The 26,114-nt window shown below is 67.7% G+C and carries 24 protein-coding genes; 12 read left to right on the forward strand and 12 right to left on the reverse strand.

Going from position 1 to position 26,114, the window contains the following annotated elements:
• Positions 1-7: 7 nt before the first annotated feature.
• The 5 genes from fetB to KYT87_RS14980 are packed head-to-tail and all read right to left on the reverse strand — an operon-like array spanning position 8 to position 3,736.
• Positions 8-808, reverse strand: coding sequence for an iron export ABC transporter permease subunit FetB (gene fetB, locus KYT87_RS14960; protein WP_219990220.1), 801 nt, complete (start codon positions 806-808; stop codon positions 8-10).
• Positions 799-1,416: an ATP-binding cassette domain-containing protein gene (locus KYT87_RS14965; RefSeq protein WP_240433872.1), complete on the reverse strand. Its 618-nt coding sequence runs from the start codon at positions 1,414-1,416 to the stop codon at positions 799-801. The genes fetB and KYT87_RS14965 overlap by 10 nt, the downstream gene beginning before the upstream one ends.
• A gap of 48 nt (positions 1,417-1,464) precedes the next feature.
• Positions 1,465-2,217: an amino acid ABC transporter ATP-binding protein gene (locus tag KYT87_RS14970; protein WP_046807336.1), complete on the reverse strand. Its 753-nt coding sequence runs from the start codon at positions 2,215-2,217 to the stop codon at positions 1,465-1,467.
• 49 nt (positions 2,218-2,266) lie between these two features.
• Entirely contained in the window at positions 2,267-2,920 is a 654-nt protein-coding gene (locus tag KYT87_RS14975) for an amino acid ABC transporter permease (RefSeq protein ID WP_006219374.1), read from the reverse strand.
• Positions 2,921-2,941: 21 nt separating this feature from the next.
• The gene (locus KYT87_RS14980) at positions 2,942-3,736 is read right to left on the reverse strand and encodes an amino acid ABC transporter substrate-binding protein (protein WP_046807300.1); all 795 of its coding nucleotides are present in this window, start codon (positions 3,734-3,736) and stop codon (positions 2,942-2,944) included.
• Between the two features lie 292 nt (positions 3,737-4,028).
• On the opposite strand from KYT87_RS14980, the gene KYT87_RS14985 reads away from it, so the two are divergent.
• Both KYT87_RS14985 and KYT87_RS14990 read left to right on the forward strand, forming a co-directional pair.
• Positions 4,029-4,418, forward strand: a complete 390-nt coding sequence (locus KYT87_RS14985) for a hypothetical protein (RefSeq protein ID WP_219990221.1) — start codon at positions 4,029-4,031, stop codon at positions 4,416-4,418.
• Entirely contained in the window at positions 4,415-5,269 is an 855-nt protein-coding gene (locus KYT87_RS14990; protein WP_219990222.1) for a TlpA disulfide reductase family protein, read from the forward strand. Before KYT87_RS14985 ends, KYT87_RS14990 begins: the two co-directional genes overlap by 4 nt.
• 4 nt (positions 5,270-5,273) lie before the next feature.
• On the opposite strand, the gene KYT87_RS14995 is transcribed toward KYT87_RS14990, so the two are convergent.
• The 4 genes from KYT87_RS14995 to KYT87_RS15010 are packed head-to-tail and all read right to left on the reverse strand — an operon-like array spanning position 5,274 to position 9,778.
• The gene (locus KYT87_RS14995) at positions 5,274-5,588 is read right to left on the reverse strand and encodes a Zn-ribbon domain-containing OB-fold protein (protein WP_219990223.1); all 315 of its coding nucleotides are present in this window, start codon (positions 5,586-5,588) and stop codon (positions 5,274-5,276) included.
• The gene (locus KYT87_RS15000) at positions 5,585-6,739 is read right to left on the reverse strand and encodes a thiolase family protein (RefSeq protein ID WP_219990224.1); all 1,155 of its coding nucleotides are present in this window, start codon (positions 6,737-6,739) and stop codon (positions 5,585-5,587) included. The genes KYT87_RS14995 and KYT87_RS15000 overlap by 4 nt, the downstream gene beginning before the upstream one ends.
• Positions 6,736-8,049: an MFS transporter gene (locus KYT87_RS15005; RefSeq protein WP_046807305.1), complete on the reverse strand. Its 1,314-nt coding sequence runs from the start codon at positions 8,047-8,049 to the stop codon at positions 6,736-6,738. Before KYT87_RS15005 ends, KYT87_RS15000 begins: the two co-directional genes overlap by 4 nt.
• A gap of 37 nt (positions 8,050-8,086) precedes the next feature.
• Positions 8,087-9,778, reverse strand: coding sequence for an AMP-binding protein (locus KYT87_RS15010; RefSeq protein ID WP_219990225.1), 1,692 nt, complete (start codon positions 9,776-9,778; stop codon positions 8,087-8,089).
• A 164-nt stretch (positions 9,779-9,942) separates the two neighbouring features.
• Between KYT87_RS15010 and KYT87_RS15015 the strand changes: the two genes are divergently transcribed.
• Positions 9,943-10,869: a LysR family transcriptional regulator gene (locus KYT87_RS15015; RefSeq protein WP_223265061.1), complete on the forward strand. Its 927-nt coding sequence runs from the start codon at positions 9,943-9,945 to the stop codon at positions 10,867-10,869.
• 102 nt (positions 10,870-10,971) lie between these two features.
• Positions 10,972-11,871 carry an MBL fold metallo-hydrolase gene (locus KYT87_RS15020; protein WP_104145915.1) on the forward strand — a complete coding sequence of 300 codons (900 nt, stop codon included), beginning with the start codon at positions 10,972-10,974 and terminating at the stop codon, positions 11,869-11,871.
• A 153-nt stretch (positions 11,872-12,024) separates the two neighbouring features.
• On the opposite strand, the gene argC is transcribed toward KYT87_RS15020, so the two are convergent.
• Complete coding sequence (argC, locus tag KYT87_RS15025; RefSeq protein ID WP_219990226.1) at positions 12,025-12,957, reverse strand: N-acetyl-gamma-glutamyl-phosphate reductase; 933 nt, start codon at positions 12,955-12,957, stop codon at positions 12,025-12,027.
• A gap of 127 nt (positions 12,958-13,084) precedes the next feature.
• Here argC and KYT87_RS15030 point away from each other — a divergent pair, with 127 nt between their 5' ends.
• Entirely contained in the window at positions 13,085-13,978 is an 894-nt protein-coding gene (locus tag KYT87_RS15030) for a LysR family transcriptional regulator (RefSeq protein WP_219990227.1), read from the forward strand.
• A 152-nt stretch (positions 13,979-14,130) separates the two neighbouring features.
• On the opposite strand, the gene KYT87_RS15035 is transcribed toward KYT87_RS15030, so the two are convergent.
• Positions 14,131-15,834, reverse strand: coding sequence for a chloride channel protein (locus KYT87_RS15035; protein ID WP_219992678.1), 1,704 nt, complete (start codon positions 15,832-15,834; stop codon positions 14,131-14,133).
• 350 nt (positions 15,835-16,184) lie between these two features.
• Between KYT87_RS15035 and KYT87_RS15040 the strand changes: the two genes are divergently transcribed.
• The 7 genes from KYT87_RS15040 to KYT87_RS15070 all read left to right on the forward strand — a co-directional run bounded on the left by KYT87_RS15040 (position 16,185) and on the right by KYT87_RS15070 (position 23,685).
• Complete coding sequence (locus KYT87_RS15040) at positions 16,185-16,631, forward strand: MarR family winged helix-turn-helix transcriptional regulator (RefSeq protein ID WP_219990228.1); 447 nt, start codon at positions 16,185-16,187, stop codon at positions 16,629-16,631.
• A 135-nt stretch (positions 16,632-16,766) separates the two neighbouring features.
• Entirely contained in the window at positions 16,767-17,930 is a 1,164-nt protein-coding gene (locus tag KYT87_RS15045; protein ID WP_219990229.1) for an HPP family protein, read from the forward strand.
• Positions 17,931-18,077: 147 nt separating this feature from the next.
• Entirely contained in the window at positions 18,078-19,526 is a 1,449-nt protein-coding gene (locus KYT87_RS15050; protein WP_046807313.1) for a sensor histidine kinase, read from the forward strand.
• On the forward strand, positions 19,523-20,185 hold the full coding sequence (locus tag KYT87_RS15055) for a response regulator transcription factor (RefSeq protein WP_046807314.1): 663 nt from the start codon (positions 19,523-19,525) through the stop codon (positions 20,183-20,185). The genes KYT87_RS15050 and KYT87_RS15055 overlap by 4 nt, the downstream gene beginning before the upstream one ends.
• A 102-nt stretch (positions 20,186-20,287) precedes the next feature.
• Positions 20,288-20,776 (forward strand): heme-binding protein, encoded by a 489-nt coding sequence (locus tag KYT87_RS15060; protein ID WP_120157497.1) that lies wholly within the window; start codon positions 20,288-20,290, stop codon positions 20,774-20,776.
• 144 nt (positions 20,777-20,920) lie between these two features.
• Positions 20,921-22,459, forward strand: a complete 1,539-nt coding sequence (locus KYT87_RS15065; RefSeq protein ID WP_219990230.1) for a 3-deoxy-D-arabino-heptulosonate 7-phosphate synthase — start codon at positions 20,921-20,923, stop codon at positions 22,457-22,459.
• A gap of 77 nt (positions 22,460-22,536) precedes the next feature.
• Positions 22,537-23,685 (forward strand): diguanylate cyclase, encoded by a 1,149-nt coding sequence (locus KYT87_RS15070; RefSeq protein WP_219990231.1) that lies wholly within the window; start codon positions 22,537-22,539, stop codon positions 23,683-23,685.
• A gap of 56 nt (positions 23,686-23,741) precedes the next feature.
• Here the strand turns inward: KYT87_RS15070 and KYT87_RS15075 are convergent, their stop codons facing one another.
• Positions 23,742-25,964 (reverse strand): rhodanese-like domain-containing protein, encoded by a 2,223-nt coding sequence (locus KYT87_RS15075; RefSeq protein WP_219990232.1) that lies wholly within the window; start codon positions 25,962-25,964, stop codon positions 23,742-23,744.
• Positions 25,965-26,114: the final 150 nt, after the last annotated feature.

Below are 26,114 nucleotides of genomic sequence, written 5' to 3' on the forward strand. Positions count from 1 at the left end.
GGCTGCCCTATTTCGATGCCGACAAGCGGTCCAGTCGCAAGCGTCCCCGATCGTCCGTCAGCCTGCGCATGGCGCCGTAAGCTGCCCCCATGGCCGCCATGCCGCTGGCGCCGCACAGCAGGAACATCAGCAGGATCTGGTATTTGGCGGCGTCGATGGGGTCCATGCCCGCGATGATCTGCCCGGTCATGATGCCGGGCAAGGTGATGATGCCGGCCGCCGACATCTGATTGACGCTGGGCACGATGCCGCGCCGGACCGATTCGCGCAGCAACGTCGAAAACGCCTGATGCGGGGTGGCGCCCAAGGCCAGCCGCGCCTCGATGGCGAGCTTTTCGCGGCGCACGCCGGAAAGAACGCCGTCCAGCGCCAGGCTGGCGGCATTGAGCACGCTGCCCAGCACAATGCCCACCAGCGCGATGGCGTAGCGCGGGTCGAACCAGGGTTCTGGCCGCAACGCCGTGCTCAGGATGAACATGGCCGTGATCAAGGTGGTGGTCGCCACCGCCAGCGTGCCGACCCAACCATTGCCATGCCCGGCCAGCCGCGCCTTGGGGCGGGCGGCCACCTCGCGCGCGGCCAGCGCCATCATCACCGCCACCACCAGCGCCGTCAGCATCGGCGTGGCATGCGCGAACACCACGCGCAGGATATGGCCGACCAGCAACAGCTGCACCACGGTACGGACCGCCGCCCACAAGACCTGACGTTGCAGGTTCAGCCGCAGGGCGAACGAAATTGCCGCGCACAGCAGCACCAGCAGCGAGGCAATGACCAGGTCCAGCGCTTGCAGTTTGATCACGTCCATAGCGGCTCCAGCTGGCCGTTGGTCATGCGCCACGTCCGGCGCGCCAGCCGCCGGGCCTGCTCGGCATTGTGCGTCACCATCAGCATGGCGCCGCCACTGTCCAGGAACTGTTGCAGCGCGGCTTCCACGGTGACGGTGGCGGCCTGGTCCAGCGCCGCCGTGGGTTCATCCAGCAGCAGCACGCGCGGCTGTAGGGCCAACGCGCGCACCAGCGCCAGGCGCTGCCTTTCGCCGGTGGAAAGCTCGTGGACCAGGGCGTCCAGCTTTTCGGGCGCCAGGCCCAGCGGCTGCATCAGGCGTTGCGCCTGCGCGCGGTCGGTGAAATGCGGCGCGACGTGATCGTCCCACCACCCCGCCTCGGCCTGGCAATAGACGACCTGACGCCGCCATTCATGGCCGCGCATTGCCGAACGCGGCCTGCCGAGCAGTTCGACCTCGCCATGGCCGGGGTCCAGGTCCGCGACCTGGCGCAGCAGCAGCGACTTGCCAGAACCCGATGGGCCCACAATGGCGCCGCACTCGCCGCCGGCAAGATCCAGGCTGACCGGGGCAAGGCGCTGGCTATACACGCCACGCAATCGCAGCATCGGCATGATGTCAGAGCGCATCCACCCCTCCGGTACCGGTGCGCGGCGCGATGCCCGCACCGGCGTTGCTTACAGCATGTGGGCCAGGAATTCCCGGCTGCGAGCGTGTTGCGGCGCACTGAAGAACGCGGCCGACGGCGCTTCTTCGACGATGCGCCCTTCGTCCATGAAGATGACGCGATGCGCCACTTCGCGCGCAAAGCCCATTTCATGCGTGACGACCAGCATGGTCATGCGTTCGTCGGCCAGCTGCTTCATGGTGCGCAGCACTTCGCCCGTCAGTTCCGGGTCCAGCGCCGAGGTGGGTTCGTCGAACAGCATGATGTCGGGCTCCATGGCCAGCGCGCGGGCAATCGCAACACGCTGCTTCTGGCCGCCCGACAGGCGCGTGGGATAGTTGTCGCGCTTGTTCAGCAGGCCGACTTTGCGCAGCAGTTCTTCCGCCTTGGGGATGATCTGCGCCTTGCTCATGCCCTTGACGGTGATCGGCGCTTCGATGATGTTTTGCAGCACCGTCATGTGCGGGAACAGGTTGAACGACTGGAACACCATGCCCATCTTGCGGCAGATGCGCCGCACCTCGGCGTCGCTGGCGTAGTGGCTGCGGCCGCCGTCGACGGCGCGCGCCATCACTTCGCCTTCGACCTCGATACTGCCTTCGTCGATGGTCTCAAGGTGGTTCAGGCACCGCAGAAAGGTGCTTTTGCCGGAGCCGGACGGGCCGATCACCGCCACCACCTCGCCCTGGCCCAGCGTCAGCGAAACCTTGTCCAGCACGCGGTTGGCGCCAAAGGACTTGGTGATGTGGGTGGCCTGGATCATGACCGGGCGGGCGCCAGGGGTGCCGGCGGTGCCCGCGGCAAGCGGCTGGTTACTGGTCATATTTGGCATAGCGCTTTTCCATGTGCTGGAAGAACCACGTCAGGACAAGCGTCATGAGCAGATAAAAGGCGGCGGCCACCAGGAACGGCGTGGTGGTGAAATCGCGCTGCACGATGCCGCGCGCGGTGCGCAGGATATCGTTCAACGCCAGCACGTAGATCAGCGACGTGTCCTTGACCAGCGTGATGGTTTCGTTGCTCATCGGGGGCAACACGCGCTGCACCATCTGCGGCAGCACGATGCGGCGCAGCGTTTGCAGATAGGTCATGCCCAGCACCTTGCTGCCTTCGTACTGGCCCCGGTCCACCGACTGGATGCCCGCGCGGAAGATCTCGGCAAAGTACGCGGCGTAGTTCAGCGCAAACGCCACCACGGCCGCCGGAAAGTCCGGCAGCCGCACGCCCACCACCGGCACGAAAGGCAGCGCGAAGTAGATGAACAGCATTTGCAGCATGAGCGGCGTGCCGCGCATGAGCCAGATGTAGCCGTTGACCAGGTTGCTAAGCAGCGGCCACTTCGAAATGCGCGCCAGGGCCAGCACCAACCCCAGCGGCACTGCCAGGGCCAAGGTGATGAAAAACAGCGTCAAGGTCACTTTCGCGCCTTCCGCCATCGGCCCCAACAGAGAGAGAACGTAGTCCATTTAAGAGAGGTCGCGCGCCGCTTACTTGATGATGTTGGCGCCGAACCACTGGGTGGCGATGCGGCCGGCGGTGCCGTCCTGCTTCATCGAATCCAGCGTCTTGTCCAGCTTGCCCAGCAGCTCGGTGTCGTCTTTGCGCACGCCGACGCCGTAGTCTTCGGTGCCGAAGTTTTCTTCCAGCACGCGGTATTCGCCCGCACGCTTGCTGATCAGGTAGCGGCCCACCACTTCGTCCACCACGATGGCGTCCAGGCGGCCGGCGGCCAGGTCCATCAGCGCGGTGACGTTGTCGCCGAACTTCTTCACGTCCTTGATCTGCGCGGCAACCGGATCCTTGGCGATGGCGTCCGTGGCGCTGCTGCCGTCCTGCGCGCCGACCGTCTTGCCGGCCAGGTCGTTCTTGACCTTGATGGGCGATGCGGTGCCCACGATGATGATCTGGTGGTTGGCCATGTACGGCGCGGTGAAGCTGATGTTCTTCTTGCGCTCTTCGGTGATGGTCAGGCCGTTCCAGAGAACGTCGACGCGCTTGCCGTTCAGCTCGGCTTCCTTGGCGCTCCAGTCGATGGGCTTGAATTCGACTTCGATGCCCAGGCGCTTGCTGGCTTCCTTGGCCATGTCGATGTCAAAACCGACGATCTGGTTGCTGGCGTCGCGAAAGCCCATGGGCGGAAAGTTGTCATCCAGGCCCACCACGACCTTCTTGGCGACGGCCGGCGTTTGGGCGCCCGCGGTCGGCTTGGCGTCATCGCTGGGGCCGCAGGCGGTCAGCATCGTGGTTGCGGACACGAGGAAAACAGCAGTCAGTTTTTTCATGGGTTCAGGTGTGCGAAGCGTAAGAATAAGAATGCGGAATAAGAATGCCGGAATGGCTGGCCGGTCAGCCGCGAGCCGCCATTTTAGCGTTACTGCAAGACCGTGCCGGAAAGCGCCCGGGGCGGCCAGGATAGACGTGGGAACGAGATGTCAAGGCGGCAGCGCGGGCCGGGAAGGAATGCAAGCCATGCTAGGCTTTGGCCGCTTGGAGCGGCTGGGCTGCGGGGAACGCGGGGAACGCGGGGAACACCCGGAACACCCGGAGCCCACGGTATACACACGGAGGACAGGCATGCAACTGAACATCAAGGACAACGGCGGTCGCCTCATCGGCGTGGCAGAGGTGAGCACGGGCACGGGCGCCGTGATGGAAGGCAGCTTCACGCCCATGCCCGACTTCGCGCCCTACGCGGCATTGTTCGCCGCCCGCGAAGAGGCGGAGAACGCGCCCGGGGCCAACGCGGCCGACCGGGCTGACGCGGCCAACCCGGCTGACACAGCGCCATCCTCCGGTATGAACGACGCAGCCGACCGCCTTCAGCGCGATATCGATGGCCACGGCTTCGTGGCGCAAGGCCCGATGCCGCTGCCCGGCACCACTGCCGTCCAGGCGCTGCGCATCGCGGGCGACCGAATCCGCTTTACCTTGCAACACCCGCTGACCGCCAAGGTCGACAGATGAGCCCCGCCATCCGTATCGGCCCCCTGGTATTTCCCACCGAACTGGCGGTGTTGATCGTCGCCGGCCTTGTCGCGATAGTGGCGGCGCGTTTGATCAACCGCCGGCAAGACGAGGCCGCGCGCCTGTCCACGGTCTTGTGGCGCGCGCTGATCATCGGGCTGCTGGTCGCCCGGCTGGCTTTCGTCTGGCGCTACCGAAACAGTTACCTGCCCGACCCCATCAACATCCTGGACATCCGCGACGGCGGCTGGAACGGCATGGCCGGGCTGGCGGCGGCCTGGGTCTATGCGCTGGCCGTGGTGCTACGCCGGCACGCGCCGCGCGCGGCGTTGCTGGGCGCGTTGGCCCTGGCCAGCGCAACCTGGCTCGGCGGCAGCCGCTGGCTGGCGCCCACGCCGCAGGCGCATCCGGAGATGACCGATATATTCGTCCATAACATGAACGGCGCGATGGCCGACCTGTCCGACTTTCGCGGCAAGCCTACCGTGATCAACCTGTGGGCCAGCTGGTGTCCGCCCTGCCGTCGCGAGATGCCCGCCTTTGCCGCCGCGCAGGCCGCCAATCCGGACGTCAACTTCGTCTTTCTGAACCAGGCCGAGGCCAAGCCCGAGGTGACGCGGTTCTTGAAGGACCATGCGCCGACGTTGCGTAACGTGCTGATCGACCCGGGCGCCGAAGCATCGCGCGAATTCAGCAACCGCGGGCTGCCCGCCACGCTGTTCCTGGACGCTCAAGGGCGCGTGATCGATGTGCGCGTGGGCGAGCTGTCGGCCGCATCACTGGCGCAGCGGGTAGAGGCGACGCGGGCAGCAAGCGCGCGCGCCGCCGATGTGGCTAGCGCGGGTGACTGACTGCCTACAGCGCCCCCCAGGGCAGCGCGCGTCCGGCTACCGTGCGCTCGGACAGTCGAAGGCGCTGGCCGATATGCGTCGGGCTGTCTTGCAGCCGCAGCACCAACACCGGCCCGTCGGGCAGTGCACGCGCCGTCCCGATAATGGCGACGGCGGTGTCCGCGCCCTCCTTGGCACTGGGTTGCGTCGTCCAGGCCAGCACCTCGCCCTCATTCACCGCCACCGTCTGGGCGCCGTCGTGGCCGCACGCCGGGCACCACAGGCGGGCGGGATAGACGCGATGGCCGCAAGCGCGGCATTCGTGCACATGCAGGCTCATGATTCCTCCCGGCTCAAGACGGCGGCGTTGGCGCACATGCCGTAGCGCAGCTGCACCATGCCGTAGCCGGTGACGACGCCATGCCGTGCGCCCGGCACTTGGCGTGCACCCGCCTGGCCCAACAGTTGCCGCGCCACTTCGACCACGCCGTGCATGCCGCCCGCCGTCCCGGCCTGCCCGGCCGATAACTGCCCGCCCGCCGTGTTCACGGGCAACTGGCGCGTGGCGATACGGCGGGCGATGAACCCGGGCAAGTCGTTTGCGTCGGCATAGCCCAGGTCGCAAAGCTGCGCCACGGCCATCGCCGGATAGTCGTCGTACACGCTGACCACATCCATGTCTTCGGGACCCATTCCCGCCTCTTGCCACAGCCCGTCGGCCAGCTCGGCCACGCCGGTTTGCAGGCCGTCGCCTTCCTGCTGGTCGTGGTTATAGCGCGCGCCACTGGACACCAGCCGCAGGTGCACACCCGTGGGCCGGGCCTGCAAGACCAGGGCGCTGGCCCCGCTGACAACCGGCACGCAATCCAGCCGGCCCAACGGCGGCGCCACCATCGGCGCGTCCAGGTACTGCGCCAGCGTCAACGGCGCGCGATAAGCGGCGTTGGGGTTGTCGGCGGCCCAGGCGCGCTGCGCGACGCACAGCGCGCCGTAGTCTTCGCGGCGCAGCCCCGTTTGGGCCATCTGCCGCTGGGTCAGCATTGCGAACAAGGGATTGGGACCCTGGCAACCCAGCGGACTGAGATAGTCCTGCGCGCTGCGGTTGTATCCGCGCACCAGCTGCGCGAAGTCCGCGCCGGTGAAATGGTCACCAGACACCAGCACAATGGTCCGCGCCTGCCCCGATTGCAGTGCCAGCCACGCCTGCCGCAGCAGGTTGATGGCGCTGGCGCCGCCCAGTTCATCCTGCATGCACCAGTGAAGCCGCAGCCCCAGCTGCCAGGCCAGGTCGATGGCGCGATCCGGCCGCAACGTGAACGATGCCACGCCCAGCCCATCCACCTGGGCGGGCGACAGGCCCGCGTGGCGCAACGCCTGCCCCACCGCCTGTGCCATCAAGCCCGCCGTGGTGCACGCGGCGTCGGGATGGCGCAGCGCGGGGGTTTCGCCCACCGCGACGATGCCGGGCCCGTCTGTGCCGGCCGGGCTCATTCCGTATCCTGCCTGGGCGGGTTACGGGTCAGCAGCAAGGTCACCACCGTGATGGCCGCCATGCCCACCAGAAACCACGCGACGGGCGTGGCCGATTCATATTTGCGCAGCAGCGCCATGGCAATCAACGGCGACAGGCCACCGGCAAACACCGACGCCAGTTCATGCCCCAACGCCAAGCCCGTGTAGCGCACTTCGGCCGGGAACAGCTCGGCAAAATACGCGGGCTGCGTGCCGATCATGGCGGCGTGGCACACGGTGTTGCCCAGGAAGAACGCCAGGAAAATCCACAGCGGCTCTTTGGTCTGCACCATCCAGAAGAAGGGAAACGCCACCAGCACCAGGCCGACGGACCCGATCAAATACACCGCGCGCCGCCCGATGCGGTCGGACAGATGGCCAAACCACACCAGCGTGCCCAGTTCGATGAACATGGACACCAGCACGCCGCCCAGCATCACATCATTCGAGATGCCCAGGAACTTGCCATAGGCCAGGGCAAAGGCCAGGAAAATGTACGAGCCGCCGTTTTCCGCCACGCGCAAGCCCATCGCCGTCAGCACCTGACGCGGATAGCGGCGAAACACCTCTACGGCCGGCATGCCGCGCTTGGCCGTTTTTTTGGCCTGCACGAATTCCTCGCTTTCCGGAATGTGCTTGCGGATGTACAGCCCTACGCCAAAGATCAGCACGCTAAGCAGGAACGGCAGGCGCCAGCCCCAGCTCATGAACATGTCCTTGGGCAATTGCTGCGCCAGCATGAAAATGCCGGACGACAGCACGAAGCCGCCCGCCACGCCCAATTGACTGAACGACGAAAAATAGCCGCGCCGCTTGCCGCCCACGGCTTCGCTGATCAGCAGCACGCCGCCGCCCCACTCACCGCCCGCCGCCGCGCCCTGCAACACGCGCAGCACCACCATCGCCACCGGCGCCCAGAAGCCGATCTGCTCGTACGTGGGCAACAGCCCGATCAGGAACGTGGCCGCGCCCATCAGGCCCAGCGTCCATTCCAACGCCAGCTTGCGGCCGTAGCGGTCGCCGATGTGGCCGAAGATCACGCCGCCCAGCGGGCGCGCCAGAAATCCCACGGCAAAGCCCGCGAACGCGCCCATGGTGCCCAGCAAGGGGTCTGTGCCCTTCGGGAAGAACAGGTCACCGAACACCAGCGCGGCTGCCGTGCCGTAGATGAAAAAGTCGTACCACTCCATCGCGTTGCCCGCGACGGATGCCGCCACGACGCGCCGGGTTCGCTTGCGCTTTGCTTCGTCGTCGGCGGACAGCGCCGCCCCTTTGTATGCCATCGTCATTGCCGCCCCTTGGATTTTTGAATGGATGAATGGCGCGTCAGCGCGCCACGCGATAACCGGCCGCATCCCTGTCCCAGGTGTCGCCGGTAATACCTTCTTCCCGCAAACGGAACTTGCGGACCTTGCCGTTCTCGGTGCGCGGCAGATCGTCCAGCACGCGCACGTAGCGCGGCACGGCGAAATACGGCATGCGGGGCTGGCAAAAATCAAGCAGGCCTTCGGGCGTGGGCGCGTGACCGGTCTTGTAGACCAGCGCGGCCATCACTTCGTCTTCGGCCAATTCGGAACGCACGGCGTACACCGCCGCCGTGGCGACGGCGGGGTGCGACAGCAGCACCTGTTCCACTTCGTACGACGAAATGTTCTCGCCCCGGCGGCGGATGGCGTCTTTCATGCGGTCTAGAAAGCGGAAGTAGCCATCGGCATCGCGCACGACGCGGTCGCCCGTGTGAAACCACAGGTTGCGCCAGGCTTCGACGGTCTTGTCGGGCATGCCGAAATAGCCGGTGGCAATCGCAAACGGCGGACGCGCGCGCAGCAGCAGTTCGCCCGGTTCGCCATCCGGCACGGGCGCGTCATGTTCGTCGGCGACGATGGCGTCAAATTCCGGCGCCACCCGGCCCATCGTGCCCGCGCGCTGGTCGGCCAGCACGCCGCCCAATGCAAAGTTGGTTTCCGTGGACCCATAGCCTTCCAGCAACGCCATGCCGGTGCGCTCGGCGAACACGGCATGAAAGCGTTCGGGTACGCCGGGCGCCAAGGCAATGCGCGTGCGGTGTCCGCGTTCTGACGGGCGGGATTCTTGCGCCAGCAACATCGGCACCATGGCGCCCAACAGATACGTGACGGTGGCGCCCGTGGCTTGCAGGCGGTCGAAATAACGGCTGGCCGAAAACCGTTCGTCGCAGATGATGGACGCGCCCGTCACCAACGCCTGGAAGCAGGCGTTCAGGGCGTTGGTGTGAAACAGCGGCAGGCTGGTGTAGAGCACGTCGGCATCCGAGATTTCCAGATTGCGCGCGGCGATCTTGCCCCACCAATAAAACTGCGCGTGCGGACAGCACACGCCCTTGGACGGGCCAGACGTGCCCGACGTATACAGAATGGCCAGCATGTCGCCCGGCTGGATCGTGGCGGCAGGCAATGGCGGCGTGTCGGCGTGCGGGGCCGGCGGCGGCGCGCTGGCGGGTACGGGCAATTGGCAATCGGGGTCGGCGGGATCCAGCAACCAGATCGCGCGCAGGGCCAACGGCGCATCGTGCGCGGGTTGCCGACCGGCAGGCGCGGGGTGCGCGGGTTGCGCGGGTTGCGCGGGTTGCGCGTCCTGCACGGATTCCACTGGTTGCGCCGGCTGCCCAGCGTGCGACAGCGACGCCAACGCCGCCACGGACGGACAGGACGCCGCGTCCGCCACCAACAACACGCATCCGCTGTTGCCCAACATGTGCTGCAACTGCATGCCGCGCGACGCGGTGTTGATGGGCACCACCACCGCGCCCAGCCAGCCGCAACCCAACACTATCGACAGGAACTCATGACGGTTGCCGGCCATGAGGCCCACGCGATCGCCGCGCTTGACGCCCGCGGCAGCCAGCCGCGCGGCCCAGCTTGCCGCATGCGCCGGCGCATCGCCAAATCGCAACGCACCGCCCGGCGCCTGCACCCACAGGCGGTCTCCCAAGCGGGCCGCCTGTTCCACCAACAGCGACGGTAATGTCAACGCATGCATGACGACGGTTCCCCCGTTGCACTCTTGTGTAGTTGCGGTCGCATCAGCGTGCAGGCACGTCGCGGCCGGTGTGTAGCGTGAAATTAGTCTAGGAATCAACTATTTATGTGTCAAATTTATGGGTATTATTTATCTTATAAATGCGATTGATATCAGGGGCATGCGTGGACTTCGACTTGAATCTCATGCGGGTTTTCCTGACCGTGCTGCACGAGCGCAGCGTGACGCGCGCGGCGCAACGGCTGAACTTGACTCAGCCGGCCGTCAGTTACGCGCTGGCCCGTTTGCGCGAACAGTTTGACGACCCGCTTTTCGTGCGCACCGCCACCGGCATGCAGCCCACGCCGGTGGCGTTTGCGTTGGCCGACCCCATCGAACGCGGCATGAACAGCTTTGCCGAGGCGGTCAGCCTGCGCCAACAGTTCACCCCCGCCACCAGTACCCGACGGTTTCGGCTGTCGATGTCGGATATCGGCGAAATGGTGTTTTTGCCGCCGCTGATGGAACGCGTGCACGCCTTGGCGCCGCGCCTGCGGGTCGAGGTGCTTGAGGTTCCGCTGGAGCAACTGCCGCAGGCTTTGAAGGACGGCCAGGTGGACTTGGCCATTGGCAACCTGGCCGGGCTGGCGCGCCATACGTGCCACGCCGACCTGTTCAGTGAACGCTATGCCTGCATGGGGCGGCGCGGCCATCCCGTGCTGTCGGCGGGCTTGACGCGCGGGCAGTTCAAGCGGCTGGATCACATCCTGGTGGCCTCGCGCGCCAGCGCCCACCGGCTGCTGGACGATGTGCTGGGCGAAGCGGGCTTGCAACGCCAGCCGTACCTGACGCTGCCGCACTTCTCGGCCGCCGCCGAGATCGTGCGGCGCACCGATCTGACCGTGACGCTGCCGCATCGCGCAGCGCTTTGGTTCAACCGCGACAAGGCGTTTGAGATCCGGCCGCTGCCGATTGCGCTGCCGCCCTTGTCGGTCACCGTGCACTGGCATGCGCGCTTCGAGAGCGACCCAGGCACGATGTGGCTGCGGCGGCAGGTCCAGGCCACGCTGGCCGACGCCGCGCCGGACGCCGCCTTGGCGGACCGCGCCTGATCTGCTCGAAGCGCGCAACAGACTCTGGCAAAGACAGGGATAGATCGACGGGATTCACGCCACTAGACTGGCCGCTTCCCTGACCCCACCCTGCGAGCCGCAATGACCCTCTTCCCTTTCGCACGCCGCCTGCTACAGACCGCCGCGCTGGCGCTGTTGATCGCCCCCGTGCTGAATGCCCCCGCCCGCGCCGCCGGCACGGACCTGACGCTGACCCATTTCAACCCGGGCAACGACGCCATCTTTCCGGTGTCTTCCGTCCTGGTCGCCGGCAAGCGCGATGCCATTTTGATTGATGCGCAATTTGGCAAGTCGCAGGCGGAAAAGGTGGTGGCGATGGTGCGTGACAGCGGCAAGACGCTGACCACCATCTACATCAGCCACGGCGATCCTGACTTCTACTTCGGCCTGGACACCGTGTTGGCAGCCTTCCCGGGCGTGCGCGTTGTTGCTACTGAGCCGACCGTGCGGCACATCAAGGAAACCGTTGATGGCAAATTGGCGTTCTGGGGTCCCAAGCTGGGCGCGGATGCGCCGGCCAAGGCCGTGATCCCGCAGGTGCTGGCCGGCCACTCCCTCACGCTGGAAGGTCATCAGCTTGAAATCACCGGCCTGGACGGCGCGCAGCCTGACCGCAGCTATGTGTGGATTCCGTCGCTAAAGGCAGTGGTGGGCGGCGTTGTGGTGTTCGGCAATCTGCACGTGTGGATGGCGGACACGCAGACGCCGCAGTCGCATAAAGACTGGCTGGCCACGCTGCAACACATCGAAGCGCTCAAGCCGGTCACGGTCATTCCCGGCCACTACGCTCCCGGCGCGCCGCTGACGCTGGAATCGGTGCGCTACACGCAGGGCTATATCCGCGCGTTTGACGCGCAAACCGCCAAGGCCGCCGACAGCGCGGCGCTGATCGCGGCCATGAAGGCGCAATACCCGCAAGCGGGCGGCGCCGCGTCGCTGGAACTGAGCGCCAAGGTCGCCAAGGGCGAAATGAAGTGGTAGGCAGGCACGGGGCAAGCACGCCGCACTGACGACGCGACAGAAGCGTCGCCACCGCAACATTGCCCCAACCGCGTGGCCTTGGCGACGAAGCCCAGGCTACGCGGTCACTGAAAGTGGCTGCGCAGCCCGTGCCCCCATCCTGCCCAGCGGGCCTCAGCCCATCGCCGCCAGCATCAAGTCCAGGTTCTGCACCGCCGCGCCGGACGCGCCCTTGCCCAGGTTGTCAAACACGGCGGTCAACAACACCTGTCCATGCTGCGCGCTGCCATAGACGGCCAGCCGCAGGTCGTTGGTACCGTTCAGCGCTTGCGGATCCAGATTCGTATGGGTGGCGGCGTCTTGCGGCGCCACCACTTGCACGTGCGTTGTGTCCGCATAGTGCTGTTGCAGGGCGTCATGCAACTGCGCGATGGTGACGCTGGCCGGCAGCAGCCGTAGTTGCAGCGGAATCGTCAGCACAATGCCCTGGCGGAACGCGCCATAAGCGGGCACGAATACGGGCCGCTGCGTCAGCCCGGCATGCGCTTCGATTTCGGGCGTGTGCTTGTGCGCCAGGCCCAGGCCGTACAGCTGGAATGCGGGCTGGGACGCCGCATCGGCGCCTTCGTACGCGTCCACACTGGCGCGCCCGCCGCCCGAATAGCCCGACACGGCATGCACCACCGCCGGATAGTCGGCGGGCACCAGCCCCGCCTGGATCAAGGGCCGCAGCAAGGCGATGGCGCCGGTGGGATAGCAACCCGGGTTGCTGACCCGCTTGGCCCGCGCGATGGCGTCCGCCTGGCCCGCCGCCATTTCCGGAAACCCATAGACCCAACCCGGCGTCGTGCGATGCGCCGAACTGGCGTCGATCACGCGCACGGCGGGGTTGACGACGGATGCCGCCGCCTGCCGCGCCGGCTCGTCGGGCAGGCACAAGATAGCCACATCGCTGGCGTTGATGGCTTCGGCGCGGCGGGCGGCGTCTTTGCGCTCGGCGGCCGGCAAGGTCAGCAAGCGCAGGTCGGTGCGGCCATTCAAACGTTCATGGATTTGCAGGCCGGTCGTGCCTTGGTCGCCGTCGATAAAGACTAGGGGTTGGGTCATGGCTGCTCCGTCAGGAAAAGGAATGGGGGCTGGGTGCAAGCCGTATCATCGACCCGCGCCATGCATAAGAAAAGTCGAATATCATGACCGTCAAATTCATCTTTTCTGAACGACGGAAGATCACCTCATGCGTGAAATCAGCCTAGACCGGCTGCGCACCCTGGTTGCTATTGCCGACCTGGGTTCCTTCGCCGAGGCGGCGCGGGCCTTGCACCTGGCGCCGCCCACCGTCAGCCTGCACGTGGCCGACCTGGAAGCCCGCGTGGGCGCGCCGCTGCTGACGCGCAAGCGTGGCCAGGTGCGCGCCACCGCCATCGGCGACACGCTGCTGGAACGCGCGCGCCGCTTGCTGGCCGAAGCCGATCAGGCGCTGGATGATGTACAGCGACAGGTGCAGGGCTTGTCCGGCCGCGTACGGCTGGGCGCATCCACCGGCGCCATCGCGCATCTGCTGCCGCGTGCGCTGGAAACCCTGGGCAAGCATCACCCCGGCATTGACGTGCAGGTGGCGGTACTGACGTCGCAGGAAACCTTGCAGCGCTTGAACGATGGCAGCCTTGACGTGGGCCTGGTGGCGTTGCCGCAACCGCCTATCGATGGCTTGGTGATCAAGCCGTGGCGGCGTGATCCGGTCATGGCGTTTTTGCCGGCCGGCTGGAGCGCGCCGGCACGCGTCACGCCCGGGTGGCTGGCCACCCGCCCGCTGATCCTGAATGACGCCACCACGCGGCTGTCGCGCCAGACGGGTGAATGGTTTGCCGCCGCCGGGCTGAACCCGCGCGCGCGCATCCAGCTCAACTACAACGATGCCATCAAGAGCCTGGTGGCGGCGGGCTACGGCGCGACCCTGCTGCCGCACGAAGCCACCGCGCCACAGGCAGACGCGCGCATCATCATGCGCGCGTTGCGCCCGGCATTGTGGCGGCCGCTGGGCATTGCGCATCGGGCCGAAAAAGTGGAACGGTCAACCCAGCATGTGCTGGACGTGCTGTGGCAGCTGCGGGCGGCAAGCGGCACGTAGCGACGTCGCGCGTCTGAAAGCGGGACGCGCGGGCAGCTGCGACAGGGGCGTCTGAAAGCGGGACGCGCCCCCCGCTGCGATTGGCGCGTCTGAAAACAGGAAACGCGTCTGAAAGCGGCAATCGCGGCGGCGGTCCAAAAGCACAGCAACGGTCAGCAAGCGCGGCGGAAATACGCCGTGCGCCGCGTTTCATCGCGCAGCCGTTGAGCCCGCGCGCGGAACAGGTCGCGCCGGCCCACCAGCCCCAGCAAGCGGTGGCTGGCGCGGTCCACAATTGGCACTCGCCCCACGCCGGACAGCGCCATGCGGTCGGCGATGCGGCTGGCCAGTTCGTCCGGATACCCCAGCACCGGCTCGCGCCCGACCAGCGCATCGGCCAGGGTGCGCGTGTCCTCGGCTTCCTCCAACGCCCACGCCAGCGAATCCGCGCGAGTCGCCGTGCCCACCACCACGCCATCGTCGTCCACCACCGGGTAGCTGGTATGCACGTGGCCCAGCGTCGTGAAATGGGCAATGGCCCGCGCCACCGTCATGCTTGCCGCGAAGGTTTCAACGGGATGCGTCATCACCGCTTCGGCGCGCAGCAGTTCGAAGGGATCCACATGGTATTCACGGCTGACGTGATGCCCGCGCCGTGCGATTTTCTCGGTCAGGATGGACCGCTTCAACAGCAGCACCGTCATGCCGTAGGCGAACACGCAGGCCGCCAGCACGGGCAACAACGCGCTCAGGTTGCCGGTGAGTTCGACGGCGAACAGCGTTGCGGTCAGCGGCGCGCGCATGGTGCCGCCCATCATGGCTGCCATGCCCACCAGGGCCCAGAAACCGGGATCGGCCTGTGGCAGCCATGGCGTGGCCAGCGCGCCCAGCGCCCCACCAAAAATCAGCAAGGGCGCCAGCACCCCGCCCGAGGTGCCCGAGCCCAGCGCGATGGACCAGATCGCCACCTTGACCGCCAGCAACACCAGCACGGCTTGCAACGCCAGGTCGCCCGCCAGCAGGTGGCGGATGTTGTCATAGCCCACGCCCAGTGCCGCCGGGTCGATCAGGCCGCCGATGCCGATGGCCAGCCCGCCGAACGCGGGCCACCACATCCAATGCAAAGGCAGTTTTTCGAACAGGTCCTCGGCTGCGTACACCAAGGACGTCAGCACGCCCGAGCCCAGGCCGGCCAGCACGCCCACCGCCGCGCACGCCAGCAGGTGGCCCGGCGTAAAGGACAAGGCCCCGGCATAGGCAAAGATCGGCCCGGCATCCAGCATGAAGGCGCGCGCGGCGGCGGCCACCATGGCCGCGACCGCCACCGGCAGGAAGCTGCGCGGCTTCCATTCGAACAGCAGCAATTCCACCGCCAACAGAATGGCGGCCAGCGGCGTGGCGAAGATGGCCGTCATGCCGGCGGCGGCGCCCGCCACCAGCAAGGTCTTGCGCTCGCCGTCGTCCAGGTGGATGGTTTGCGCCAACAGCGACCCGATGGCGCCGCCCGTCATGATGATGGGCCCTTCCGCGCCGAACGGCCCGCCGGTGCCGATCGACACGGCGGACGACACGGGTTTGAGCACCGCCACTTTGGGCTGGATGCGGCTCTTGCCGATCAATATGGCTTCCATCGCTTCCGGTATGCCGTGGCCGCGAATCTTCTCGGAGCCGTACCGCGCCATCAAGCCGATGATCAGGCAGCCCACGACCGGAATGGCCACGGACGCCCAGCCCAGCGCACCGGTCGTGATGGGTTGGTCGACAAAGGAAAACTGGCCGTGGTAGGCCAGGTTGGAGCACAGGGCGATCAACCGCAGCAAGGCCCACGCGGCCAGCACGCTGGCCAGGCCCACCGGCACGGCCAGCACCATCAGCATCACCACGCGGCGGTCAGTGGTGAAGTCGCCCAGGCGGTGGGCGCGGGTGGATGCGCCGGGTTCGGGGCGGCCAGACGTTGGGGACGATGGGGACGGCGGGGACGATTGGGACGGTGGGGACGGTGGGGACGGTGGCGACGTTTCGGACGTTGGCGACGTTGGGGACGTTTGGGACGGCGGGGACAATGGAGACGTCGGGAAAGCCGTAGATGCCGCGGCCGTCGGCAAGGTGGCAGACGCGCGCGATGTTGCGGGCATTGAGGGGGTGGACGATGAAGGCATGGGAGTGCAAGAACGGGTTCGGTTTCGCTTATTTATATCGTATCACGACATATATTAGAATTGCGCTTGTGAAAACGTCTCCGTCCCCCACTCCGCTGTCCCCCGCCGACTACGAGCTGTTGGCCGACTTTCGCTACGCGCTGCGCACGTTCGCCGCGTTCAGCGAAGGCGCCGCCGCCGAATTGGCGCTGACGCCGCAGCAGCATCAAACCCTGCTGGCCATCAAGGGCACGCGCAAAAACGCGCCCGACCGGCGCGGCCTGTATGTCGGTGAAATTGCCGACCGACTGTTGATCCGGCCGCATACGGCGGCCGAGCTGGTCGGCCGTCTGGCGCGTCTGGACCTGGTCAGCCGCGTGGCGGATCCCGAAGATGGGCGCCGCGTAGAAGTCATTCTGACGCCCAAGGCCGAACGCTTGCTGGAAAGCCTGTCGGCCTCGCACCTGGAAGAACTGCGCGCCATGCGGCCCTTGCTGGGCCGCCTGCTGGCGCGCATCGGCGACGACACGGCTTAACGGGCGCCAGGGGCAAGCGCGCCTCCTGTGCCGCCCCTGCCGCCTGCCCTGCCCATAAGTTCATAACCGGCCCACACCGCGCCGCGTGATAAATTGTCGTCCCGCGACATATTTCGAGCGCGCGAGGAGATCGTTTTGGGTGTGGCATTAAAGCGCTGGCTGAGCGCATTCGCGCCAGCGCCGGTGGGCGTCAACGGGCGCGAAAAGCTGGTTGGCGTGCTGGGCGCGCTGGTCGGGCTGTTCTGCACGGAATGGGTGGGGCGACACGCGCTGGGCGCGGCCAGCCCCTGGTTCATCGCCCCCATGGGCGCATCGGCCGTGCTGCTGTTTGCCGCGCCGGCCAGCCCGCTGGCGCAGCCCTGGTCCATCATGGCGGGCAACCTGGTGTCGGCGCTGATCGGCGTGTTTTGCGCGCAGATGATTCCCGTGCCAGGCGTGGCGGCCGCCGTGGCGGTGGCCTTGTCCATCGGCGCCATGTTCAGCCTGCGCTGCCTGCATCCGCCCAGCGGCGCGGTGGCGTTGACGGCCGTGCTGGGCGGGCCGCCGGTGGCCGCCCTGGGCTATGGCTTCGCCCTTTGGCCCGTGGGCTTGAATTCATTGATCCTGTTGTGCATTGCCGTGGCGTTCAACGGCGCCTTCAAGCGCAACTACCCGCGCCGCCACGCCGACCCCGCGCAAAGCCACCACACACGCGATGCCGCGCCCAGCACCCGCCTGGGCTTTTCCCGCGCCGACCTGGACGAAGCCCTGGCGCAGCGCGGCGAACTGCTGGACATCAGCAAGGAAGACCTGGAAGACATCGTGCTGGCGGCCGAGCTGCGCGCCAGCGTACGCCGCTTTGGCGACGTTTCGTGCGCGGACATCATGTCGCGCGACGTCGTCACCGTGCAGGAACACGTCCCGCTGGACCACGCCGTACGCCTGTTCGACAAGCACCGGCTGCAAGCCTTGCCGGTGCTGGACGCAGCCGGTCGTTACGCGGGCATGGTCGCGCAGGCGGACGTGCTGGCGCGCAAGACGCGTCCGCTGGTCGCCATGCCGGACGGCACCCCTGCCCAAGAACTGCTGGTGGCCGATTGCATGCGCAGCGAAGTGCCCTTCGCCACGCCCGGCCTGCCCGTGATCGAACTGGCCCGCCCCATGTCGGACAGCGTGCATTGCGTGCCGGTGCTGGACGCTTCGCGCACCTTGCAGGGGCTGGTGACGCAGTCGGACCTGGTGGCGGCGCTGTATCAAATGGCGGTGTCGGCAAGTTCGCAGGGTGACACCGGCGGACATGCCCCCCAGCGCGCGGCCTGACGCCTGCGTAACCATCGCCTCCCTGACCATCGCCGCCGAAGCCGTCGACCCCGAAGCCATCGCCCCCGAAGCCATTGCCTTCGTAACCCACGCCTCCGTAACCCTACGGATGTCGGGGCGCGCTTGCCGCAAGGCATAATTTCACGCGTGAATCCCCTATCGCGCTCCCGCGCCCTCCTCTGCTGGCTGGTTTTGTTCTTGCTGGGCGCCGCCTGGATCGCCCGCCAGGAATACCTGGACCAGCACGACCGCTTCTTTCAAAGCACCAGCATCGCCCAGCGCATGTTGAGCCAGAAGACCGTGCAGCACGAGGCCGTGCTGGCCACGCTGACGGCCCTGTCGCATCCGCCCACCCCCGAACGTCTTTACCCCAGCCTGCACCCGGCCATGCCGCAGCTGCTGGGCTTGGGCTATCTGGCCGATGGCGCGTGGGCCGGCAGCCTGCCGCCGCCGCCGGATCTGTCCGCCGCCGTGACGCGCGCCACGCAGTTGGGCCGGCCGGTGACATTGCCGCTGGACGCCGCCCGCTACTGGCTGATCGCGCCGTCCAGCTGGAGCCTGTTGATCGATGCCCGCCAACTGGTGCCGCCCGCCGACTTCCCGCCCAACCTCAGCAACCTGAGCCTGCTGGTGGATCAGCGCCCGCTGGCGCTGCTGGACAAGCAGCCCGAGGACGCGCGCGGCTTGCCCATGACGCTGCAAAAGCCGCTGGGCGCGGCCAGCCAACCGTTTCAGATGCGCAGCAGCCGCACCCTGACGCCGTCTTATTGGCCCTGGACGGCATGGACCGCGTGGGCGCTTGCCAGCGCGCTGCTGGTGGCCGGCGCCGCCGCGTGGCAGCGTTCCCGCGCCGAGGCCCGCCGCCAGCAGGAACAGGCGCGGCTGGCCGCGATGGCGCGCCTGGGCACGCTGGGCGAAATGGCCGCCGGCATCGCCCATGAATTGAACCAGCCCCTGACCGCCATCCTGGCGCAGACGCGCGCCGCCCAACGCATGCTGGACGACGAGGACGAGCGCCCCGCCGTGCGCCACGCGCTCTTGGCCAGCGCCGAGCAGGCCAAGCGCGCGGCCGACATCATCAGCCGCATGCGCGCGCTGGTCCAACCCCGCCCGCCCGCGCGGCGCGAAGCGCTGGACCCCGACGCGCTGGTGGCCGCGCTACGCTTTCTGCGGGAAAGCGAACTCGCCCGGCAGGGCATTCGCCTTGTCTGGCACAACGCCAGCCCCGGCGCGCGGCCGCTGGGCGACCGCGTAGCACTGGAACAGATTCTGCACAATCTGGTGCAAAACGCCGCCGACGCGCTGGCCGGCACTGACGGCCCCCGAGTGATCCAGCTGGAAGGCCGGCTGGACAGCCGCGCCTCGGGCGACGTCTACCGGTTCAGCATCAGCGACAACGGCCCCGGCATTGCCGCCGACGCACTGCCGCGGCTGTTCACCCCGTTCTACACCACGCGGGCACAAGGCATGGGCCTGGGGCTGGCCTTGTGCGAAACGCTGGCCGGGTCGATGGACGGCAGCGTGGCCGCGCACAACCTCAAACCCTCGGGCGCGTGTTTCACCGTCAGCCTGCCTTGCAACAAGAGCCCCGCATGAACCCCGCACCCAACCCCGCGCCCAACCGCACGCCCGAACTGTCACCCCGGGTGTACCTGGTGGACGACGACGACGCCGTGCGCGACGCGCTGGCGCTGCTGCTGCGCAGCGTGGGCCTGGCCAGCAGCGGCTTTGCCGACCCGCAGGCCTTTTTGTCGGCGCTGCCCGCCAGCGCTATCGGTTGCGTCGTGCTGGACATCCGCATGCCCGGCATCAGCGGCCTGGACGTGCTGAGCCGCCTGGCCGACCAGTCCGACCTGCCCGTCGTCATGTTGACCGGCCACGCGAATGTGGACCTGTGCCGCCGCGCCTTCAAGGGCGGCGCCATGGAGTTCCTGCAAAAGCCGGTGGACGACGATGTCTTTTTGGACGCGGTGCAGGCCGCCGTGCGCACGCATGTGGCCAGCCGGGAAAGGCTGGCCGTGACGCAGGCCGCCGCCGACCGGCTGGCGCGCCTGTCCGGCCGCGAACACGAGGTGCTGGAACGCATCGTGCGCGGCATGAGCAACAAGGAAATCGCGCGGGAATTCGACTTGTCGCCGCGCACCGTCGAAACGTATCGCGCCAACGTCTTCGCCAAGCTGGAAGCCGACTCGCTGGCGCAACTGATCCGCCAATACGCCACCCTGCTCGACGAGCGCGCGCCAGGGCCTCCGTAAGCCTACGGAGGCGCGCGCGTAGTCGGGCGTATACCGCGCAACGCCGGATTTGGCCACACTGACTGCTCCTACCGAACGCTCTGAAATCAAAGGATGCAGACCATGAACCGTGTCACCCTAGCCACCCTGTTGTCCACCCTGGCCTTTGCCGGCGCCGCCCACGCCGCCGTACTGACGGAAAGCAACCTGTCGATGGCCGATGCGCAGAAGCTGGCCACCGCCACCGTCGCCGCCTGCCAGGCCAAGGGCTACAACGTCAGCGCTTCGGTCGTGGACCGCGCCGGGCTGCTCAAGGCCTTTGCCCGCGCCGACAACGCCGGCCCGCACACGATCGAGGCCAGCCGCGCCAAGGCCTTCACGGCGGTGTCGGCCAAGACGCCCACGCTGACGATGATGGAAAACGCGCAAAAGAACCCCGGCGCCGCCAACCTGACCGACATCCCGGGCTTTCTGCTGCTGGGCGGCGGCGTGCCGGTCAAGGCAGGCAGCAACGTGATCGGCGCCATCGGCGTGGCCGGCGCACCCGGCGGCAACCTGGATGCGCAATGCGCCGACACCGTGCTGGAAGAGAACGCCGCGCTGTTCAAGTGATCGACGGCGGGCGCGGTCAAGGGGATCCGCCCGCGTTTCGGGTTCTGGTTTCGGGTTTCCCGGTGGCGATTGGCGCGCGCGGCGTCAACAGGCTAGGCTTACGGGCGCCCCATCAGAAAAACGCCCCGATCGCCCTAGCCTCCCATGCCTTTGCCGCCGCGCCCTGCCTTGCTGGACGAAACGCTACGCATCGTCGCCCGACGTTATCGGGTGCCGGCCACCCTGGCCGGCGACATGGACCCAACCGTGTCGTCACAGCGCCATTGCGCGACCCGTCTGGCCGTGGCCATTGACCAAGCCCGCCAGGCCTTGGCCCGCGACGACACCCCGCCGGCCTCGGTCAAGCAGTGCTTTATCGACGCGCTGGCGCAACTGATCCATGAAGCCATGCGCCCTGACCAGGGCGACCCCGCCATCCAGGCGATGGTGCTGCGCCACCAGGCGCCGCAGGTCCGCGAATACGCCTCCTTATCCGCTGGGGCCGAGGCCGACCGACGCGACGTAGTCGCCGCCGTCAACGCCATCGCCCACCCCGCCAAGCTGGAACGCATGCCCGCCGGCGCGCTGCGCACAGTGTTGGCCCGGCTTCAGGCGGCTGCCTCGGCCGCGTCGTGGCCCGCGCTGGCGGCTGCGGTGGCGCAACTGGAATCGCTGCGGGGCACAGCTAGCGACCCAGGCAAAGACCTTGCCGACGGCCCGGCCAATGCCCCCGACAACACCGCAGCCAACGCCCCTGACAACGCCTCGGCCAACGCCCCAGCCTCCGACCCCGCCACCGACCCCACCAACGACCTCGCCCTGGCGCGCAGCCTGTCCCGCTTGCGCGACGGCGCCGCATTGGAACGCTTGCAACGCCTGGACGAGCTGGCCCTGGATCCCTGGGTACGGCGCTACCAGGCGTTATGGAACCGCAACGGCCCCCGCTCGGGCAGCCCCGGGGCCGTGGCACAAGGCGTGGCCGCGCAGCAGCGCGGCGCGGCGGTCGAAGCGCGCGCCTCACAGGCGCTGCAAGCCCTGGCAGACCGACTCAACGCGGCGCCGCACGGCAACGCCGCCTACCGCGTCGTGACGTCAATGCGCGTGCCGCCCGCATTGCCCGGCGATGCCGACCGCGCCAAAAGCGAATGGGACGCCGCGCTGCTGCGCCGTGTGGATGCGCCAAACGTGCCGAACGCGCCCGCCGCCCCGCCCGCCGCCTGGGACGTCTGCCTGCTTGTCGAAGCCAAGGCTTCCGTGGACGCCGCCAGCACCGACTTCGCCCGGCTCTTGCGCGGCCTTGCGCGCCTGGCACAGGCCGAACCGGGCATGACGTATCCGTTTCACACCCACCAGGGCCCCGTGCCGATACGCGGCGCGTCCCTGGCCGCCTTGCCCACCGGCGACACCGACCTGTCCGGCGCCGTGCTGTATTGCAGCGACGCGCCGGCCGACCCCGCGCCGCGCCTGCTTAACGCCGCCTGCCGCATGCAACTGCTATCCGCGCCCGCAAGCGTGGCCTACGCCAGCGAGCTTGCCCAAGGGCGGCCGGCCGACACACGCGGGCTGCAAGCCGTCTGGCAGTCGTTGTTGACATCGCCCCAGTGGGCGGGCGTGTTGAATCAGTACCCGCAGCTGTACCTCGTGCGCGAGCTGATGGTGCATGCCGATGACCTGTTGGCGGCCGCGCAACAGGCTGTGATGTAACCGTCGGCGCTGCTTTTTTTCCCCGTAAAATCCCGCAGTCGGCAACACGTGTCGGCACCACGCTGATACCCGCCGGGATGCACGTCGATCTCTACACCCTTTATTTCCTAGTCATCGGAACGCTGCTTGCCAGCGCCGGCATGACCTATTGGGAACACCGGACCAACGCCAAGCGCGGCAAACAACTGCGGCGGCTGGCCACAGGCTTTGCCACCATCGCCGTCGGCTGTACCGGGGTGGTGCTGCGCGGGTATCTGCCCGCCTGGCTGGGCCCGGCCTTAAGCAACCTGGTCATCCTCGGCGGCTATCTGCTCGTGCTGCAAGGCGTGGCCGCCTTCAACGGCCGGCGCTATCGCGGCGGGTCGGTGGCATTGCTGGTCGTCATGGCGTTGATCTGGGCCATCGCCGGGACCCGTTGGCAAGGCCTCGTCTGGGCCTACGTCAGCGCGGCGCCCATCGCCATCGCGTCCGCGTTGACCGCCTGGGAAATGTGGCGCTGCACGCCCATGAAGGCGCTGACGCCGCGCCGCTTTGTCGTCGGCATCGCCGGCATCCATGCGTTGTTCTACGCCTTTCGGGCGCTGATCCTGCCCTGGCTCGTTGCTCGCCACGGGGCGTCCGTGCAGAGTGCGGCCAGCAGCATCACGATGTACGAAGGCGTGCTGTATTCCGTGTTGCTGCCCATGGCGTTGCTCAAGCTGGTGCGCGAAGAAGCGCATGGCCAACTGCTGCTGGAATCGCAGACCGACTACCTGACCCGCCTGGGCAACCGCCGCTGGTTCTTCGAGGAAGGCGCGCGGCTGCTGCGAACCAAGGGCGCACAGCAGCCGGCCGCGGTGCTGGCCTTCGACCTGGACCAATTCAAGTCCATCAACGACCGCCACGGCCATCAGGCCGGCGATCAGGTGCTGAAGACGTTTGCCGATATCGCCCAGGGCGAGGCCGGAGCGGGCGTACTGCTGGCCCGCATCGGTGGCGAGGAATTCGCCGCCTTGCTGCTGGGAGACGACGCGCGCCGCGCACAAGCGCTGGGTGAGACGGTCGCGCGGCGCTTCGCCGAATCCACGTCCGAACCCGGCGACCGCAGCGCAATCCGCGCCACGGTCAGCATCGGCCTGGCGTATTACGAACGCGACGTGCCGCCGCTGGCCGACAGCCTGGCGGCGGCCGATCGCGCGCTGTACCGTGCCAAGGCAATGGGCGGCAACCGGCTGGAGCGGGCGTAGCGCCTGCGCGTCGGTAAAGACAGCGGGCGCACCGCTGCCGCGCTTGCCCGCCCTCCTTATCGCGCAGCGGGAATCAAGCGGATGTGTTCGCTGCCGTCGCGCTCCAGCTGCGCCACCAGCCCCAGTTCCCAATCCAGGTACTCCCGAAATCCTTCGTCGCGCGCCGAGAGGTCTTCAAAAAGATAGGGGCTGATGCTCTGATCGTCATCGCCGGTCAGCACACCCGCCGCGCCGGTGCCCAAGGCCAGACCCTGCGCCTTCCAGGCCCGGGTTCCGCCCAGCAGATACTGCACCGCGTGCTTGCCGCGCCACGCCAATTCGGCGGCCACCACGCTGGCCAACACGCCGTCGGACGACGTCAACACCACGGTGCGATGATCGTCGGGCGACAGGAACTGCGCCAATCTGTCCGGCGCCGCAAAGCGCGCGCCCGGCACATGGCCGCGCTCGTAGGCCACGCGCGATTCCACGTCAAACACAATCACTTCATCCGCATCCAGTGCCGCGCGCAGCGCCTGTGGCCGCACGCTGGCCGCCTCGGGCCGATGGCGCAACACACGGCGCGGCTCGGGACCGCTTTGCAGCGCGGCCCAGGCCGGCGGCTGATACAGATAGACTTCCACCGCGCCCAGTTGCGCCAACCATGCGCCCGTCGTCAACGCCCGCACGCCATCCCAATCCGCCAACACCACGCGCGCGCGGCGGGTCGCCAGATAGTCGTCGGTGGCCTGCACCAGTTGCCCGCCCGGCGCCCAGCGCCAGCCTTCCAGGTGCCCCGTTTCGTATTCCTCGCGCGTGCGCACATCAAACTTGTACAGCGTGCGCGTGTCCTGCTCGGCCTCAAAGGCGTGCAAGGTCGCTGCATCCACATAGCCGATGCCGGCGCGCTGCGCGACATCGCGCGCCTGCTGCCGCGCCGCATCCCGAGCGGCTTCGCCCGGCTCGGGCAAGGCCGCGTGGCGGCCATAGGCCAGCTCGCGGCCGGACAGCAGCCACTGCATCGTGCCATTGCGCAACGAGGCCACCCGGTTCGGAATGCCCGCGTCGATCAGCGTCTGCGCGCCCACGATACTGCGCGTGCGCCCCGCGCAATTGACGACCACAAACGTGTTCGGGTCCGGCGCCAGCTCGCGGATGCGATAGACCAGTTCAGCGCCCGGCAGGCTGTGCGAGAACGGCAGCGTGAAGTGATGGAATTCCTCGGGCGTGCGGCTATCGACCACGACGATATCGTCACCGCGCGAGATGCGTTCGTGCAGCTCGTCCACATCGATCCAGGGCGTTTGCTTTTCATGTTCGATGACCTCGCCGAACGCCTTGCTGGGCACGTTGGTCCCGGTAAACACCTCCAGCCCGGCACGCGCCCAGCCATCCGTGCCGCCGGCCAGCACGGACACGTCCGACCAACCCAAACGCGTCAGCTTGGCGGCGGCCAGGTGGGCCTGCGACTCGTCGTCGTCCACCAGCACGATGCGGGTGTCGCGCCGGGGCACCAGCCGGTCGGCCAACACTTCAAGCCGCCATAGCGGCGCGGGCACGGCGTACAGCAGATGGCGACGGGCATAGCGGCCCGCCTCGCGCACATCCAGCACGGCGATCTCGGCGTCGCCGCGCAGCGCCTCTTGCAAGGCGTCGGGCGACACGCGCGCGTGGTAGATGGCGGCCGGCGGCGAGAACGTCCGGTACGTGCCGCCGGCCGTGCTTTCAAACACCACCCGACCGTGCAGCCGGTCCAGCGCCAGCCCGTAGAAATGCAGGTGCGCGCCGGCCTCGTCGCCGATCAGTTCAATGGTGTGCACATCGTTCGGCCCCAGCACGATGGAACTGCCCGGCCCCACGTCCACGCGGCGCACATGGGTCAGCGCGTCACGCAAGGGGTCGGCCTTGGGCGCGCGGCGATAGACCTCGTTGCGCTCGTTGCCGTGCACGCCGGCAATGATGGCCCAGGTGGTGTGGTCGTGCGGCGGCTGGGCCTTGCCGGCCTCGCCCAGCGACAGGTAGAGCGCATAGCCGCCGTCCACGTCTTCCGCCAGGCGGTACAGCGTACCGGGACGGTCCGGTACCAGCGGAAATTCCTCTGCCGGAAACAAGTCGCGTCGGCTGCCCAATGCCTGCAACAAGGCGGCGGCCTCGGCCAGCTGCTGGGGCGAGGCGCGTGCCGCGTCGGGCACGCGCTTGCGCACGTCGGCGATGAATTCGCGCACGGCCTGCGCGCGCTCGGTGTGCTTGCCGGTGGCCGGGCTGGCCGTTTGGCTGGCCGTTTGGTAAGAGGTGCTCATGAGGTGACCCGCGGTGTCGGATAAGGGAATGGCTGAGGCTACGTGCCCCGTGCGCCGCCGACAACGTAGAAATGCGTCTATGGATATGCGAACCGTTGTCGCACGGGTTCCGGCGCGCCCTATCTGGAATCGCCCGGCCCGAAATATCAG

The sequence above is a fragment of the Achromobacter sp. ES-001 genome, assembly GCF_019448355.1.
Taxonomy (GTDB): domain Bacteria; phylum Pseudomonadota; class Gammaproteobacteria; order Burkholderiales; family Burkholderiaceae_B; genus Achromobacter; species Achromobacter spanius_B.

Excerpts from the sequence above, each read along its gene's own strand:
- fetB (WP_219990220.1), bottom strand. The coding sequence starts at position 808 with ATGGACGTGATCAAACTGCAAGCGCTGGACCTGGTCATTGCCTCGCTG.
- KYT87_RS14965 (WP_240433872.1), bottom strand. The coding sequence starts at position 1,416 with ATGCGCTCTGACATCATGCCGATGCTGCGATTGCGTGGCGTGTATAGC.
- KYT87_RS14970 (WP_046807336.1), bottom strand. The coding sequence starts at position 2,217 with ATGATCCAGGCCACCCACATCACCAAGTCCTTTGGCGCCAACCGCGTG.
- KYT87_RS14975 (WP_006219374.1), bottom strand. The coding sequence starts at position 2,920 with ATGGACTACGTTCTCTCTCTGTTGGGGCCGATGGCGGAAGGCGCGAAA.
- KYT87_RS14980 (WP_046807300.1), bottom strand. The coding sequence starts at position 3,736 with ATGAAAAAACTGACTGCTGTTTTCCTCGTGTCCGCAACCACGATGCTG.
- KYT87_RS14985 (WP_219990221.1), top strand. The coding sequence starts at position 4,029 with ATGCAACTGAACATCAAGGACAACGGCGGTCGCCTCATCGGCGTGGCA.
- KYT87_RS14990 (WP_219990222.1), top strand. The coding sequence starts at position 4,415 with ATGAGCCCCGCCATCCGTATCGGCCCCCTGGTATTTCCCACCGAACTG.
- KYT87_RS14995 (WP_219990223.1), bottom strand. The coding sequence starts at position 5,588 with ATGAGCCTGCATGTGCACGAATGCCGCGCTTGCGGCCATCGCGTCTAT.
- KYT87_RS15000 (WP_219990224.1), bottom strand. The coding sequence starts at position 6,739 with ATGAGCCCGGCCGGCACAGACGGGCCCGGCATCGTCGCGGTGGGCGAA.
- KYT87_RS15005 (WP_046807305.1), bottom strand. The coding sequence starts at position 8,049 with ATGACGATGGCATACAAAGGGGCGGCGCTGTCCGCCGACGACGAAGCA.
- KYT87_RS15010 (WP_219990225.1), bottom strand. The coding sequence starts at position 9,778 with ATGCATGCGTTGACATTACCGTCGCTGTTGGTGGAACAGGCGGCCCGC.
- KYT87_RS15020 (WP_104145915.1), top strand. The coding sequence starts at position 10,972 with ATGACCCTCTTCCCTTTCGCACGCCGCCTGCTACAGACCGCCGCGCTG.
- argC (WP_219990226.1), bottom strand. The coding sequence starts at position 12,957 with ATGACCCAACCCCTAGTCTTTATCGACGGCGACCAAGGCACGACCGGC.
- KYT87_RS15030 (WP_219990227.1), top strand. The coding sequence starts at position 13,085 with ATGCGTGAAATCAGCCTAGACCGGCTGCGCACCCTGGTTGCTATTGCC.
- KYT87_RS15035 (WP_219992678.1), bottom strand. The coding sequence starts at position 15,834 with ATGCTGATGGTGCTGGCCGTGCCGGTGGGCCTGGCCAGCGTGCTGGCC.
- KYT87_RS15055 (WP_046807314.1), top strand. The coding sequence starts at position 19,523 with ATGAACCCCGCACCCAACCCCGCGCCCAACCGCACGCCCGAACTGTCA.
- KYT87_RS15060 (WP_120157497.1), top strand. The coding sequence starts at position 20,288 with ATGAACCGTGTCACCCTAGCCACCCTGTTGTCCACCCTGGCCTTTGCC.
- KYT87_RS15065 (WP_219990230.1), top strand. The coding sequence starts at position 20,921 with ATGCCTTTGCCGCCGCGCCCTGCCTTGCTGGACGAAACGCTACGCATC.
- KYT87_RS15070 (WP_219990231.1), top strand. The coding sequence starts at position 22,537 with ATGCACGTCGATCTCTACACCCTTTATTTCCTAGTCATCGGAACGCTG.
- KYT87_RS15075 (WP_219990232.1), bottom strand. The coding sequence starts at position 25,964 with ATGAGCACCTCTTACCAAACGGCCAGCCAAACGGCCAGCCCGGCCACC.